Raw genomic sequence first — 13509 nt, forward strand, 5'->3', positions numbered from 1 at the left:
ACCGACAGCAGGACGGTGCCGTGCGGCCACACTGACCTCTTCAAAAAAAAAAAGAATCGGAGACAACCATGCTGCGCCGCCAACTACTGCTTTCCAGCCCCCTGATCGCGCTGCTGCCGATGGCCGCCTTTGCCCAGGCATACCCCGACCATGCGGTGAAACTGATCATCGGTTTCCCCGCCGGCACCGGCCCCGACGTGGTGGGCCGCACCCTGGGCCTGCAGCTCCAGGAAAAACTCAGGCAGCCGGTGGTCGTCGACAACCGCGCCGGTGCCGGCGGGCAGATCGGTGCGCTGGCCGTGGCCAAGGCAGCACCCGACGGCTACACCCTGCTGCTGGCCGAAGTCGGCTCCATCAGCATCGCGCCGGCGGCCTACAGCAAGCTGGCCTACGACCCGGTGAAGGAACTGGTGCCGGTGGCCGAAGTGGTGCGGTCCGACTTCGTGCTGGTGGTGCCGCCGCAGTCGCCGGTGAAGGATGTGAAGGGTTTCATCGCCGCCGCCAGGGCCAATGGCGACCGGGTCAACTTCGGTACTTTCGGAGCCGGCACACCGGGGCATTTCGGCGCGGAGATGTTCGGTGAACAGGGCGGTTTCCGCATCGAACCCATTCATTACCGCAACACAGGCGACGCCATCACCGCACTGGTTGCAGGCGATGTGCAGGGCGCATTCGTCACCACCGCGCTGGCCGCGCCGCAGATCAAGGCCGGCAAGGTGCGCGCCCTGGCCACCACCGCGCAGGCCCGCAGTGGCCAGTTGCCGGATTTACCGACCTTCGGCGAGGCCGGCATGCCCAAGGTCGATTTCTCCGCCTGGTTCGCCCTGATGGCACCGGCCGAAACGCCCGCCGCCACGCTGGATCTACTGAACCGCGCCGCCCTGGACGCACTGCAATCCCCCCAGGTGCGACGCACGCTGGAGGAAGCCGGTTTCACCATCACCGGCACCAGCCGCGCCGACAGCGCACGGATGCTGAAAGCCGAGTCCGGCCGCTGGGCAGCGGCCGTCAAGGCTTCGGGGTTCAAGGCCGATTAAGCCGGGTTGATCGCGGCGGCGAGGCCGCCCCAGGTTTCGCGGAACAGCGCGGGGTCCATGGTGCGGACCTCGCCCATCACCGGCTTGAACGCCATGTGCGCCAGCACGTCGCGTTCGATGTCCACCCCCGGCGCCACCTCGGTCAGCACCAGTCCTTCGGTGCCCAGCCGGAACACCGCGCGTTCGGTGACGAAAACCACTTCCTGCTCGCGCCGGGCCGCATCCAGTCCGTTGAAGGTGACCTGTTCCACCTGGTCGATGAACTTGCGCGAACGGCCTTCCTGGACGATGGTGAGCCTGCCGTCGCCCACTTCGACCTTCAGCCCGCCGGCGGTGAAGGTTCCGCAGAACACCAGCTTCTTCGTCGATCGGGTGATGTTGATGAAACCGCCGCAACCCACCGGCCGGCCGTTGAACTTGCTGACATTGACGTTGCCGCGCGCATCGGCCTGCGCCAGCCCCAGGAAACTCGCGTCCAGCCCGCCGCCGTCGTAGAAGTCGAACTGGCTGGTCTGCTCGATGATGGACTGCGGGTTGTAGCCCAGCGCGAAGTCGCCGCCCTGCGCGGGAATGCCGCCGTTGACGCCGCTTTCGACGCTCAGCTTCAGGAGGTGCGCCACGCCTTCCTCGGCCGCCACCGAAGGCACGCCGGCCGGAATGCCGATGCCCAGGTTGGTCACCGCGCCGGGGGTCAGTTCCAGCGCCGCGCGGCGGGCGATCACCTTGCGTTCGTCCAGCGCCATCACCGGCAGGCCGTGAATGGGGATGCGCACATCGCCGCACAGGGCCGGGTCGAACGCGGTGGTGATGGTCTGCATGTGGTTCTCGGGTTTGCCGATCACCACGTAGTCGACCACCAGGCCCGGGATCTTCACCGCCTTGGGATGAAGGCTGCCGGCCGCCACCACACGCTCGACCTGCACGATGACGATGCCGCCGCAGGCGCGCGCAGCCTGGGCGATGGACAACTGCTCCAGCAGCACACCTTCCTTGTCGAGCGTGATGTTGCCGTCTTCATCCGCCACCGTGCCGCGGATCAGCGCCACATCGACCTGCGGGCACGGGTAGTGAAGCCATTCCTTTCCCGCGAATTCGACCCGGCGCACCAGGTCCTCGGTGCAGGCGGTGTTGAGTTTTCCGCCCTCCAGGCGCGGGTCGACGAAGGTACCCAGGCCGACCTTCGTCAGCAGGCCGGGCGAGCGGCTGGCGATGTGGCGGGTAAGTTGCGACAAGGAGCCCTGTGGGAAGTTGTAGGCCTCCACCTCGCCGTCGAACACCATCTTCATCATCTCGGCGCCGGTCTGTCCGAAGTGGCCGGCCACCACCCGCCGCACCATGCCGGGATGGGCGAAATGGGTCATGCCGCCATCGCGGCTGTTGCCCACCGCACCACAGGCCCAGGTGGCCAGGTTGCGCGGGTGGCCGGTGTCTAGGAAGCAGCGTTCGATGCCCTTGAGGATTTCTTCCGGCAGGCTGCTCATGGCCAGGCCGCCGAGGAACAGCGTGGCGTCGTCGCGGATGAGTGCGCCGGCCTGTTCGGGGGTGATGACTTTCATTGTTTCTGTCTCGTTTTCTTGTAGATGAATTTCAGCGCGAAACCGATGCGCTGTCGGTGACTCGCAGCACGATCGCCATGCCGGTGTCGCCAGCCGCGCAGCCGGTGAACAAACCCGTGCCGCCGCCGCGCAGCACCAGTTCCTCGATGAGTTCGATCACCGAGCGCAGGCCGGTCGGCGCTTGCGGATGGCCCCACACCAGCGAACTGCCGTAGTTGTTCATGCGTTCCCAGGCAAAACCGGTGTCGCGCGCCAGGGCGATGTCGTTGATGGCGAACGGGTTATGGGTGTTCACCGCATCGATGTCCGCCATCTGCAGGCCGGCCGCCCTGAGCGCGTTGAGGCAGGCGGGCGAGGGGGCCATCGGCATGTGGCCGGGCTCCACGCGGGCCATGCCGAAACCGAGAATCTCGACCTCGATCTCGGGCCGCGACGACATCGTGCGGGCCTGTTCACGGGTGGTGACGATGGCGCCGGCATGGCCGTCCGCCGGATGCGTCTGGCCGCCGTAGGTGATGGTGCCGTCGGGTCGCACCGGCTTGAGTTTCGCCAGGCCTTCCGCGGTGGTCGGAAAGATGCCTTCGTCCTCCGACAGCGACCCCTTCTTGCCCAGCGGCACATCCACCATGTAGCGCTGCTGGAAGGCCCGGTCATCGGCCAGCGCCCGCTGGTATTGGCCGTAGCGGTGCAGCTTGACAGCATGCTGTTCGGCGGTGTCGATGCCGTAGCGGCGGGCCACGTTCTCGCCGGTTTCGAGCATGGCGTTCTTCGCGTACGGGTCGAACGCCATGTTGTCGATCACCCAGTTCTCGGACTTGCCGTAACCGCCCGGGCCGGCCGGATTGGGGTAATGCACGACCGGGCCGTTCGACTGCTTGTCGGCCATCACCAGCAGGGCACAACTGGCGCTGCCCAGGGCGACCTCTTGCGCGGCCATCTGCAGCGCACGCACGCTGGTGGCGCAGGCCTGCTGCACCGTCGGGCCGCCGACCCGGTCGATGCCCATCAGGCCGGTGACATAGGGCAGGCCGTAGAAACTGCCGGGGTAGGGATTGGTGTGGCCCAGCACGGCCAGGTCGATCGCCGCGGTGTCGATGCCCCGGCTGTCCAGGGCGGCGCGGGCGATGCGGGCGGCCAGCGGCAGCGGGTCGAGCGTGGACAACGAACCCTGCCATTTGGCGAAGGGGGTCGACCAATACGCGCCATAGGGAATGAAGGCGTCCATGTCTTTTTTGTCTCCTTGGTGTTTACCCGGCCGGGCGTTGTTGCACCCGATAACTGGTTATAAACTATAACGAACGAAGCCCTGCAGAACAAGACTTCATCGCTCATCCGCCCTCATTTCACCGAGTCGCCCACTTCATGACCGCACCGCAAATCAGTACCGACGTGCTGCTGGAAATCCAGGACACCGTCGCCGTCATCCGCATCAACCGGCCGGCCAAACGCAACGCGCTCAACGACGGCCTGGTGCTGGCGCTGCGCAACGTCTTCGAGACCCTGCCGGAGTCGGTGGGTGCGGCGGTCATCCACGGCAGCGGCGAGCATTTCTGCGCCGGGCTGGATCTGTCGGAACTCAGCGAACGCGACGCGGTGCAGGGCCTGCACCACTCGCGCATGTGGCACAAGGCGCTGGACGCGGTGCAGTTCGGCCGGGTGCCGGTGGTGGCGGCGCTGCATGGTGCGGTGGTCGGCGGCGGGCTCGAACTGGCCAGCGCCGCGCATATCCGGGTGGCCGACGCGAGCACTTTCTACGCACTGCCCGAAGGTTCGCGCGGCATCTTCGTCGGCGGCGGCGCTTCGGTGCGGGTGCCGCGCCTGATCGGCGCCGCCCGCATGACCGACATGATGCTGACCGGCCGTGTGTATGGCGCGGAAGAGGGCGAACGCGCCGGTTTCGCGCAGTACCTGGTGCCGGCCGGCGAATCACTGCAGAAGGCGGTGGAGCTGGCCCGCCGCATCGCTGCCAACACACCCATGACCAACTACGCGCTCACCCAGGTGCTGCCGCGCATCGCCGAGCAGTCGACCGACCACGGCCTGCTGACCGAATCGCTGGTGGCGGCCATCGCGCAGTCGGCGCCCGAAGCCAAACAACGCCTCGCCGACTTCTTGCAGGGCCGAGCCGAGAAGGTGCGCCGCACGGGCTGACTCCACACAGTCACCGTCGCCACGTTCGGCCCCAAGAAAAATCAGGAGACAAGCCAGTGAACGAAAGACAGACACCCCGCTACCGCCCGGTGCAGTTCGGCGTGGACCGCGTCGAACTGCGTGAAGAACAGCAGACCGGTGCGGACGGCAAACCACAGACCGTGCAATACCTGCGCAGCACAGCGCAGTTGCTGCCGTACCCGCGTTCGCTGGCCGATCGGCTGGAGCACTGGGCCGGACAACGGCCGCAACGCACCCTGTTCGCCCGCCGCCGGAAGTCCACCGACGGCACATTTCTCGAATGGGAACACCTGTCCTTCGCCGACGCACTGGCCGACGCCCGCCGCATCGGCCAGGCCCTGGTCGACCGCAGCCTGGACCGTGACCGGCCGGTGCTGATCGTCAGCGAGAACGACCTGGACCACGCCCGGCTGACCCTGGCCTGCCTGTGGGTCGGCGTGCCCTTCTGCGCAGTGTCGCCGGCCTATTCGTTGATGAGCCAGGACTTCGGGAAACTGCGCCACGCGGTCCAGTCGCTGACGCCCGGACTGGTCTTCGCGGCCGACGCCGAACGCTACGGAGGCGCGCTGCAAGCCGTGGTGCCGGCTGGCTGCGAGGTGGTTCTGGCGCGCGGCGCCGAAAGTTTCCGCCACCCGCACGGCGACCGTGTCACCGACTTCGCCGAACTGCGTGCCACGCCGCCCGGCGAAACCGCCCAGGCCGCGCACGACGCAGTGTTGCCGGAGTCCATCGCGCGTTTCATGTTCACTTCGGGTTCGACCCGGCTGCCCAAGGCGGTGGTCATCAGCCACCGCATGTGGAGCGCCAACCAGCAGCAGATGGCGCAGTCGATGCCGGCGCTGGCCGACGGCGACTTGGTGCTGGTCGACTGGCTGCCGTGGAACCACACCTTCGGCGGCAACCACAACTTCGGCATGGCGGTGTTCAATGGCGGCACGCTGTACATCGACGACGGCAAACCCACACCCGCCGGCATGGCCGAGACCCTGCGCAACCTGCGCGAGATCGCGCCGACGGTGTATTTCAACGTGCCCACCGGATTCGAGGCCATCGCCCGGGCCATGCAGCACGACGCCGAACTGCGCCGCAAGCTGCTGAGCCGGGTGCAGCTGTTCTATTACGCGGCCGCCGGCCTGTCGCAACCGGTGTGGGACGCCCTGCACGGCGCACAGGAAAAAGAACTGGGCGAACGTATCGTCATGGGCACCGGACTGGGCATGACCGAGTCCGGGCCGTTCGCACTGTTCGTCAATGCGACCGGCGTCAGGTCCGGCGATGTCGGCGTGCCCTGCCCGGGCCTGGAGATCAAGCTGGTGCCGGTCGACGGCAAGCTGGAAGTGCGTTACCGCGGCCCCAACATCACCACCGAATACTGGCGCAACCCCGAGGCCACCCGCGAGTGTTTCGATGCGGAAGGTTTCTTCTGCACCGGCGACGCGCTGGCCTGGATCGACCCGGCCCGGCCCGAGCGCGGCCTGCGTTTCGACGGGCGTATCGCAGAAGACTTCAAGCTGGCCACCGGCACCTTCGTCAACGTCGGGCCGCTGCGGGCCCGCATCTCGGCGGCGGGTGCGCCCTATGTCCACGACAGCGTCATCACCGGTATCAACCGGCACGAGATCGGCGCCATGATTTTCCCGACTCCGGCGGTGCGCGAGCTGGCCGGCGCAGCAGCCGACACACCTATCGCGCAGGTGCTGGCCATGCCACCGGTTCGGGCTTTTTTCCAGCAACTCGCCGACCGGATGAGCAGCGAGGGCACTGGCAGCGCGACCCGCGTGGCACGTCTGCTGGTGCTGGCCGAGCCGCCGTCCATCGACCGGGGCGAGGCGACGGACAAAGGGTCGATCAACCAGCGTGCGGTGCTGCAGCACCGGGCCGCGCTGGTCGAGGCGCTGCACGAAGGCAATGCCATCGACGGCCTCGTCCTGCCACGCCAGGCGGCTTGAAACAAACGGACATCAAGGACTTTCCCACCATGCAGATTTCCCAGCAGACCGCCATCGTTTCCGGCGGCGCATCCGGCCTCGGCGAAGCCACTGCCCGCGAATTCGCGCGCCTCGGCGCGCGGGTCGCCATCTTCGACCGCAACATCGAACGAGGCCGCGAGGTGGCCGCCGACATCGGTGCCGACAAGGCGCGGGCCTTCGCCTGCGACATCACCGACACCGACAGCGTCAATGCCGCACTGGACGCCGCCACCGCGGCCTTCGGCCCGGCGCGCCTGCTGCTGAACGTAGCCGGCATCGGCACCGCCAAACGGCTGGTGCAGCGCGACGGTTCAGCGGCGCCGCTGGAAGACTTCGCCAGGGTGGTGAACGTCAACCTGATCGGCACCTACAACCTGACCCGGCTGTTCGCCGCCCGCTGCGCCGCGCTGGCGCCGCTGGAAGACGGCGAGCGCGGCGTGATCCTGTTCACCGCCTCCATCGCCGCCTACGACGGCCAGGTGGGGCAGCAGGCCTACAGCGCTTCCAAGGGCGGCATCGTCGGCATGACGCTGCCGATGGCACGCGACCTTGCGCAGCACGGCATCCGGGCCAACACCATAGCGCCGGGCTTGTTCTCGACGCCACTATTGCTGGAGCTGCCGGAAGCGGTGCAGGAGACATTGGCCAAGTCGATCCCGTTCCCGCCCCGCCTCGGCCGGCCCGACGAATTCGCCCGCCTCGCCGTTCACATCGCCGAGAACCTGCACCTGAACGGCGAGGTGATACGCCTCGACGGCGCACTGCGCATGGCGCCGCGCTGACCTGCCGATTCGACCCATAAAAGAAGGAGACAAACCATGAAGAACCTGAATCGTCGTTCCCTGCTGGCCGCCACCGGTGGCGCCACCCTGGCCTCGCTGTTTCCCATGTCTGCCTTCGCGCAGAACCTGGAGACCGCCCGCATCGTCTGCGGCTTTCCAGCGGGCGGCACCGCCGACGTGATGTCGCGGCGGGTGGCCGAAAAACTCAACACCACCGGTTATGTGCGAACCGCCGGCGTGGTCGACAACAAGACCGGCGCCAGCGGCCGCATCGCCGTCGAGACAGTGAAGAACGCCGTGCCCGACGGCACCTCGCTGCTGCTGACGCCGCATTCCATCCTCACCGTGGCGCCGGGCATCTACAAGAAACTGTCGTACGACCCGTTCACCGACCTGGCGCCGGTGTCGCTGGGTGCCAGTTTTTCGCACGGCCTGGCGGTCGGCCCGGTGGTGCCGGCGAGTGTCCGGACGGTGTCCGATTACCTGGCGTGGGCCAAGGCGCATCCGGACCTGGCCAGCTACGGCTCGCCGGCGGCCGGCTCCATTCCGCATTTCATCGGTGCCCTGCTGGCCAAGAACAGCGGGGTCGAACTCAAGCACATTCCCTATCGCGGCTCAGTACCCGGCATCACCGATGTGATGGGCGGCCAGCTGGCCTCGATGTTCACGCCGGTGGGCGACTTCGTGCCGAACGCCAAGGCGGGCAAGCTGCGCATCCTGGCGACCTCGGGCCCCAAACGCACGCCCTTCACGCCGGACGTGCCGACTTTTGCCGAGCAGGGTTTCGGCTACATCAACTTCGACGAGTGGTACGGCTTCTACGCACCGGCCAAGACCCCGGCCGCCGTGGTGAGCGCCGCCAGCACGGCCATCAACAAGGCGCTGCGCGAGCAGGCGGTGGTCGACAGCCTGGCCACCTTCGGCCTGGTCGCGGCCGGCTCGACACCGGAAGCGCTGGGCCGCATGACCCGGGAGGAATACGACCGCTGGATGCCCATCGTCAAGGAAATCGGTTTCACCGCCGAATCCTGACCCGATGCCCATGTCCGCCAGCCTTGCCGACGCCAGTTTCCTGCTGTTCGACGTACTGAAGGCACCGGCCCGCTGGCAGTCGCTGCCGGTGCGGGCTGACACCGACGCCGACCTGGCGCGGCAGGTGATCGAGGAGGCCGCCGCCTTCATCGACGGCCGCATCGCCCCGCTGCAGGCCACGGGCGACCGCGAGGGTTGCCGCTACGACCCGGTGACCGGCAGGGTGACCATGCCGCCGGGTTTTGCCGAGTCCTACGCGGACTGGTGGCAGGCCGGCTGGCCTTCGCTGGCGCGGCCGGTCGAAGAGGGCGGGCAGGGCCTGCCGCCGGTCATCGAAAGCCTGATCGACGACCTGCTGGCCCAGGCCAACCAGGCCTGGAACATGGCGCCCGGCCTGCTGGCCGGCGCCTGCGAATGTCTGCGCCACGCGGGTGACGACGCCCTGCGCGCGGCCTGGCTGCCGGGGCTGGTCAGCGGCGAGACGCTGGCCACCATGTGCCTGACCGAATCGCATGCGGGCAGCGACCTGGGCCTGCTGCGCACGACCGGCACGCCGCAGGCAGATGGCAGCCTGAGGGTCAGGGGCAGCAAGATCTTCATCACCGGCGGCGACCACGACCTGACGGCCAACATCGTTCACCTGGTGCTGGGGCGGTTGCCGGATGCGCCGCCCGGGCCGCGCGGGCTGTCGCTCTTCCTGGTGCCGAAGCTGCTGGCCGACGGCAGTACCAACGGCGTGGTCTGCGACGGCATCGAACACAAGATGGGCCTGCACGCCAGCAGCACCTGCAGCTTGCGTTTCGACGATGCCACCGGCTGGCTGCTGGGCGGCCCGCACCAGGGACTGGCGGCCATGTTCCGCATGATGAATGCGGCGCGGTTGCACACGGCTTTCCAGGGTGTGGGCCTGCTCGAAGCGGCGTGGCGCATCGCCGATGGGTATGCGGCCGAACGCCGGCAGATGCGGGCTCCCGGTGCCGCTGGCGACAGCCCCAGCCTGCTTCACGACCACCCCGCGATCCGGCGGATCCTCGATGTGCAGCGCGCCTGGATCGACGGCGGCCGGCTGCTCGGTTTTCGCACCGCCCTGGCGCTGGACGAGGCCGAGCACCATGCCGACGCGGCCCGGCGCGCGCAGGCCGGACGCTGGTGCAGTTTCATCACCCCGGTGCTGAAGGCCGCGCTGACCGCCCAGGCCTTCCAGGGCGCCAGCGAATGCCTGCAGGTGCTGGGCGGCCACGGCTATGTGCGGGACTGGGGCATCGAGCAGATCGTGCGCGACGCACGGGTGACCATGATCTACGAGGGCAGCAACGAAATCCAGGCGATCGACCTGCTGGTCCGCAAGACGCTGCCCGACGGTGGCGCGGCGTTCGGCCTGTGGCTGTCGGACCTGCTGGACGAATGCCCGCCGGGGCCCGGGCACGCGGCGCTGGCAGACCGGGCCGACGTGCTGCGCCAGACTGTGCTGCGCATCGCCGCCGCCCAGCGGGCCGACGCTGCAGCACCGCACCGGCTGGCCGACGACTGGCTGCAGGCCGTGGCCATCTGGCTGCTGGACTGGGCTTGGCGACACATCGCCGCCGTGGTTCCCGCGGGTGATGCCCGCTGGAGCGCACCGGCGCTGGCCTTGGGCGAAAGGGTGCTGCCCGGCTTCGATGCCCGCCTGGCACTGGTCGGCCGGCAACTGGTCGCCTGAAAAGTCATGGCCTCAGGGCAGAATCGGCCGATGGCAAGCCCCTCTACCGAAGTCGTTCCCGTCGCGAACACAGGTCTCGACAGCACCTTCCTGGACACCCTGGTCGGCTACAACGCCCGCCGCGCCGCCCTGTCGATCATCGACGTGTTCATGGAACGCATGAGTGTCTACGGCCTGACGGTGGTCGATTTCTCGGTGCTTTCGCTGATCGCCCACAACCCGGGCGCCACCTCGCGCCAGCTGTGCACCGCGCTCAACATATTGCCGCCCAACTTCGTCAGCCTGGTCGGTTCTCTGGACAAGCGCGGCTGGGTGGCCCGCAAGCCGCATCCGACCGACGGCCGGGCCATCGGGCTGCATCTCACACGTTCCGGAGCGGCGCTGGTGCGCAAGGCCGAACAGAGCGTGGCGCAACTGGAAATCGACGCCACGGCGCGCCTGTCGGCAGAAGAACGGCAGACGCTGCTGGATCTGCTGAAGAAGGTCTACACCTGAACGTCTGCGGCCCGGTCGTGGTTCAGGCTGGCCCCACGAAACCATAGGGTGCGAACCGGCTTTCGTTCTCGTCCACGTGCAGCGGCCGGCCGATGAACGGAAACGCCCGCTGCGGGCAGGCCGGCCGCTCGCAGACCTTGCAGCCCATGCCGATGGGCGTCGGCACGGCGGCGTCTTGCAGGTCGAGCCCGCGGGAATACACCAGCCGCGGTGCATGGCGGATGTCGCAGCCCAGGCCGATGGAAAAGGTCTTGCGCGGTGAGCGGTAGCCACCCTGCTCGTGCGAGACCATCCGCGCGATCCACAGGTAGGCACGGCCGTCCGGCATGCGGGCCAGCTGCCGCAGCACCCGGCCGGGCTGGGCAAAGGCTTCGTACACGTTCCACAGCGGGCAGGTGCCACCGATCTTGCTGAAGTGGAAATGCGTGGCGGACTGGCGCTTGGAGATGTTGCCCGCCCGGTCCACCCGGATAAAAAAGAAGGGCACGCCCGGCGACTCCGGCCGCTGCAGGCTCGAAAGGCGGTGGCAGACCGATTCGAAACCCACGCCGAAACGATGGGCAAGCTGGTCGATGTCGTAGCGCTGGCGTTCGGCCTCGGCCAGGAAGAGCGTATAGGGCAGCAGCAATGCGCCCGCCACATAGTTGGACAGGCCGATGCGGGCCAGCGCGCCGGCCTGCGGACTGCCGAGCCCGCCCGACTCGATCAGCGCGGCGATGGGTTCGCCCATTTCCATCATCGCCAGCTGGGTGGCCAGCTGGAAGTTGCGCTGCCCCGGCTCCAGGGCGGCGGAAAGCCACAGCACCTGGCGCTCGGCGTCGTAGCGGCGCGGGTTCTGCAGCCGGTCGTCCTGAGATTCCATCACCCGCAGGCCGTGGCGCGACACCAGGCGCTGCTGCAGCCAGTCGGCCAGCGGCAGGTTGGTTCCGCGCGCCTCCGCGGCCAGGGCTTCGGCGGCGCGGTCCAGCCCATCGAAGTAGTTGTTGTTGGCGAAGAAGAAGTCGCGCACCACCTCGAAGGGCATGGGTTCGGCAAAGGCGAGTTCGTCGCGGCCGTCTCCCAGCCGTGCGGCCAGCGCCTCCAGCCGCTGGCTGGCTTCGTGGTGCCGCCGGTGCAGGGCCAGCAAGGCCCGGCCCAGCGCCGGCATCTGCGCGGCGACTTCCTGCAGTTCGGGCAGCGACACCACTTCACCGCCGGGGTTATCGGCCAGGGCGGCATGCATGTCGGCCACCAGGCGGGCTTCCTCGTCGTCGGAGAACTGCTGCACATCCACACCCAGCGCCTGGCTGATCTTCAGCAGCACCGCCACGGTGAGCGGCCGCTGGTTCTGCTCGATCTGGTTCAGGTAGCTTGGCGACAGGCCCAGGGCCTGCGCCAGCGCGCCTTGCGACAGCCCGCGTTCGGCGCGCAGCTTGCGCAGTCGTACGCCGATGAATTTCTTGTTCATGGATAGGCTCTTCTTCGCAAAGTTCGCAGAAATTTAGGGCTGCATTCGCAGAATTTCAGCCGGAAACCCTGGCGGAAACAAACCATTTTGCGTAGATTGCGAAAAATAACAACCGCGAGACACGACATGAGCGAAACCGCCGCCCCCGCCTTCAAGCCAAAGAAATCCGTCGCACTGTCGGGCGTCACCGCCGGCAACACCGCGCTGTGCACCGTGGGCCGCACCGGCAACGACCTGCACTACCGCGGCTACGACATCCTGGACATCGCCACCCGCTGCGAATTCGAGGAGATCGCCTACCTGCTGGTGCACGGCAAGCTGCCGACCGAAGCCGAGCTGCGCGGCTACAAGGCCCGCCTGAAATCCTTGCGCGGCGTGCCGGCTTCGGTGCGGACGGTGCTGGAACAGATCCCCGCCGCCGCCCATCCGATGGACGTGATGCGCACGGCGGTTTCGGCCCTGGGCTGCGTGCTGCCCGAGAAGGACGACCACAACGCGCCCGGCGCACGCGACATCGCCGACCGGCTGATGGCATCGCTCGGTTCGATGCTGCTGTACTGGTACCACTTCTCGCACAACGGCAAACGCATCGAGGTCGAGACCGACGACGACTCCATCGGCGGCCACTTCCTCACGCTGCTGCACGGCCGCAAGGCACCCGAGAGCTGGCAGAAGGCGATGCATGTGTCGCTCAACCTGTATGCCGAACATGAATTCAACGCATCCACCTTCGCCTGCCGGGTAGTGGCGGGCACCGGCTCTGACATGCATTCGTCCATTGTCGCGGGCATCGGCGCCTTGCGCGGCCCCAAGCACGGCGGCGCCAACGAGGTCGCCTTCGAGGTCCAGAAACGCTACGACACACCCGACGAAGCCGAGGCCGACGTGCGCCGCCGGGTCGAGGCCAAGGAAGTGGTGATCGGTTTCGGCCACCCGGTCTACACGGTGAGCGACCCACGCAACGTGGTCATCAAGGAAGTCGCCCGGCAACTGTCCGACGAGGCCGGTTCGCGCAAGATGTTCGACATCGCCGAGCGGCTCGAAACCGTGATGTGGGACGCCAAGAAGATGTTCCCCAACCTCGACTGGTTCAGCGCCGTCAGCTACCACATGATGGGTGTGCCTACCGCCATGTTCACACCGCTGTTCGTCATCGCACGCACGGCGGGCTGGGCGGCGCACATCATGGAGCAGCGGGTCGACAACAAGATCATCCGGCCGAGCGCCAACTACACCGGCCCGGAAGACCTGACGTTTGTCCCGATTGCCGAGCGGGTGTGACGGTTGCAGGTTCAGGGGTGTCGCAGAACAACCCTGAC

Annotated in this window: 11 protein-coding genes; 8 read left to right on the plus strand and 3 right to left on the minus strand. The window is 67.6% G+C overall.

All coding sequences use genetic code 11. The features are described from left to right. Positions 1-68: 68 nt before the first annotated feature. Entirely contained in the window at positions 69-1037 is a 969-nt protein-coding gene (locus tag AC3ANW_RS03950; RefSeq protein WP_488343901.1) for a Bug family tripartite tricarboxylate transporter substrate binding protein, read from the plus strand. Here the strand turns inward: AC3ANW_RS03950 and AC3ANW_RS03955 are convergent. Together AC3ANW_RS03955 and AC3ANW_RS03960 are read right to left on the minus strand one after the other, a co-directional pair. Further along, on the minus strand, positions 1034-2593 hold the full coding sequence (locus AC3ANW_RS03955) for an acyl CoA:acetate/3-ketoacid CoA transferase (RefSeq protein WP_488343902.1): 1560 nt from the start codon (positions 2591-2593) through the stop codon (positions 1034-1036). The two genes, AC3ANW_RS03950 and AC3ANW_RS03955, sit on opposite strands and share 4 nt — an antisense overlap. Before the next feature lie 31 nt (positions 2594-2624). Further along, a complete protein-coding gene (locus AC3ANW_RS03960) occupies positions 2625-3818 on the minus strand; it encodes a thiolase family protein (RefSeq protein WP_488343903.1) in 1194 nt (397 codons plus the stop codon). 137 nt (positions 3819-3955) lie between these two features. On the opposite strand from AC3ANW_RS03960, the gene AC3ANW_RS03965 reads away from it, so the two are divergent. Genes AC3ANW_RS03965 through AC3ANW_RS03990 form a run of 6 tightly spaced genes read left to right on the plus strand, consistent with a single transcriptional unit; the run spans position 3956 to position 10743 of the window. Beyond that, positions 3956-4744 (plus strand): crotonase/enoyl-CoA hydratase family protein, encoded by a 789-nt coding sequence (locus tag AC3ANW_RS03965; RefSeq protein ID WP_488343904.1) that lies wholly within the window; start codon positions 3956-3958, stop codon positions 4742-4744. Between the two features lie 56 nt (positions 4745-4800). After that, positions 4801-6714 carry a feruloyl-CoA synthase gene (locus AC3ANW_RS03970; protein ID WP_488343905.1) on the plus strand — a complete coding sequence of 638 codons (1914 nt, stop codon included), beginning with the start codon at positions 4801-4803 and terminating at the stop codon, positions 6712-6714. Between the two features lie 29 nt (positions 6715-6743). Continuing rightward, the gene (locus AC3ANW_RS03975; protein ID WP_488343906.1) at positions 6744-7517 is read left to right on the plus strand and encodes an SDR family NAD(P)-dependent oxidoreductase; all 774 of its coding nucleotides are present in this window, start codon (positions 6744-6746) and stop codon (positions 7515-7517) included. Positions 7518-7553: 36 nt separating this feature from the next. After that, positions 7554-8549, plus strand: coding sequence for a Bug family tripartite tricarboxylate transporter substrate binding protein (locus tag AC3ANW_RS03980; RefSeq protein ID WP_488343907.1), 996 nt, complete (start codon positions 7554-7556; stop codon positions 8547-8549). A gap of 4 nt (positions 8550-8553) precedes the next feature. Beyond that, positions 8554-10248, plus strand: coding sequence for an acyl-CoA dehydrogenase family protein (locus AC3ANW_RS03985; protein ID WP_488343908.1), 1695 nt, complete (start codon positions 8554-8556; stop codon positions 10246-10248). 30 nt (positions 10249-10278) lie between these two features. Continuing rightward, positions 10279-10743 carry a MarR family winged helix-turn-helix transcriptional regulator gene (locus AC3ANW_RS03990; protein ID WP_488343909.1) on the plus strand — a complete coding sequence of 155 codons (465 nt, stop codon included), beginning with the start codon at positions 10279-10281 and terminating at the stop codon, positions 10741-10743. Positions 10744-10765: 22 nt separating this feature from the next. Here AC3ANW_RS03990 and AC3ANW_RS03995 read toward each other — a convergent pair whose 3' ends face one another. Beyond that, entirely contained in the window at positions 10766-12190 is a 1425-nt protein-coding gene (locus AC3ANW_RS03995; protein ID WP_488343910.1) for a short-chain fatty acyl-CoA regulator family protein, read from the minus strand. 126 nt (positions 12191-12316) lie between these two features. Between AC3ANW_RS03995 and prpC the strand changes: the two genes are divergently transcribed. Further along, positions 12317-13471: a bifunctional 2-methylcitrate synthase/citrate synthase gene (prpC, locus tag AC3ANW_RS04000; RefSeq protein WP_488343911.1), complete on the plus strand. Its 1155-nt coding sequence runs from the start codon at positions 12317-12319 to the stop codon at positions 13469-13471. Positions 13472-13509 lie beyond the last annotated feature (38 nt).

The sequence above is a fragment of the Xylophilus sp. PBN-3R genome, assembly GCF_057747805.1.